This is a genomic window from Streptomyces sp. NPDC042336, from assembly GCF_055581985.1.
In genome coordinates this window covers 1-1,632 of sequence record NZ_JBVJEA010000098.1, presented here as the reverse complement: position 1 = coordinate 1,632, position 1,632 = coordinate 1, and the positions used below count along the sequence as shown (strand labels likewise).

Sequence of the window (1,632 nt, the reverse complement as noted above, 5' to 3'; positions counted from 1 at the left end):
TTTCCGCGAGCTGCGGAGGCAGAACCAGGCTGCCGACTGCCTGGGTATCGGCCACCCACCCTCCGGCCACCGACATCACCCCGACACCTGTTCATGAGCGAAGTCTGGGCACTTCGGGAAGATGACGTTGTCAGCCGCAACGCGGGGCGCACCATCGCCAGGAAGCCCGCACCTGGGGAGACTGCGGCCTGGTTGCCCGCGGCCGCCGGGTCAACGATGGAATCATGACCAGCAACGACACGCCCCGCGCCCCTCACCCGTACGTCGGGATGTGGGTGGCTGCAGAGCGTTTTATCCGCCAGGAACTGCTGCCGAACGGCCGCTACGACGAGGCCCGCGGAACCGCCAGAGCGCCTATACCGGCCGCTACACCGTCACCGCCAACCACATCGACTACGTCGACGACACCGGCTTCACTGCCACCGGCGACGTCCTCTTCCACGAGCACCTCGTGCCCTACCGCGAGGGCAACGAGCGCACCCGGGACGGAGGCACCCGGTCGCACGGCTGACAGGCCGACTGCGCTTCAGCGGTTCCCGCTCCGGCCAAAGCATGAGGGGTCCGTCAGCTTGCTGACGGACCCCTCATCAGGTGTCGCTGCGAAACCGGCGGGATTCTTCTTGGACCACCTGCACCGCTTGCCTATGGTTGACACGCGACCGGAGTTCGGCGAAGGCGGTGGAACTGGCCGGCCCAGCCTGGTAGACGACCAGACGCTGGTGGGGGGCATCATTGGCGGTGAAGGCCGCGAACTCGATCTCTAGCGTCGGCTTGGGGGTGTACGAGGTGTTTCGCCTGGTGGGTTTGCCAATACGGGCCAGGTTGTCGAACCGCTGAATTCTGCTGTGCAGTGCCGCGGCGAGCGCGTTGTGCGCCAGAATGGGCAGGGCCGGGCCAGGATGAAGGCGGGGGTGTCGGGCCAACTGGTGATCGGCCCGAACGTTGCGGCACTCCTGGGGCGCCCGGGTGAGTCTGCGCAGGTGGTCGTGTGTCTGATCATCAAAGTGGAGGGCTGCGGCGATCGCGTCGATGACCTGGGGCCCAGCCTTTCCAGACGCATGTGGTAGTCGTAGCCCACGCCGCCAGCATGACCACCTCCTCACGGCGCAGCCCCGGCACACCGACGTCTCCCAGGCGCATCGGCAGCACTCAGGCCGGCTCCATAAACTGGGTGCAGACTGACCGGCCCGGGTGATCTCCGCACCACGACCCCGAGCACACCCGACGATTCGAAGGAACCACAACGCTGCCCCGGCCTTTCGTAAGACAGCACAAAGACGACTGTCCCTCCAATGAAACACAGGCACACACCGGCACGGGGGACGAGTCGGCACGCGCCGCAGCAGTCGACCGGCCACTCCTCGCCATGCAGGTCGCCGAGAGGAACAGCCCGCCGGATCAGACATTTTGCGCGCCCGGCGTCCATCTGGTGGTTCGGCTTAGCGATGTCGGCCGGTGTGGGAGCGGCACTGCCCGCAGGAGTTCCCACAGCGGACGTGAGCCGGATGCCGCACGGCCGATGCCACCTGCCCGCCGCCGGCGCCAGTCTCTTCGGGTCAACGGTCCTGGAACGTGTCCAGGGCCACGGCCTGGGCGACGGCCAGGCGGGGGTCCGGTCCGGGGGTGAGGATG

Annotated in this window: 1 protein-coding gene and 1 pseudogene; one reads left to right on the top strand and one right to left on the bottom strand. The window is 67.3% G+C overall.

Features of this window, described 5'->3' with window-relative positions:
* Positions 1 to 224 precede the first annotated feature (224 nt).
* Positions 225 to 511, top strand: a pseudogene (locus tag ACZ6IM_RS42575) (Atu4866 domain-containing protein).
* Between the two features lie 76 nt (positions 512 to 587).
* Here the strand turns inward: ACZ6IM_RS42575 and ACZ6IM_RS42570 are convergent.
* Positions 588 to 923, bottom strand: a complete 336-nt coding sequence (locus ACZ6IM_RS42570) for a hypothetical protein (RefSeq protein ID WP_319218429.1) — start codon at positions 921 to 923, stop codon at positions 588 to 590.
* Positions 924 to 1,632 lie beyond the last annotated feature (709 nt).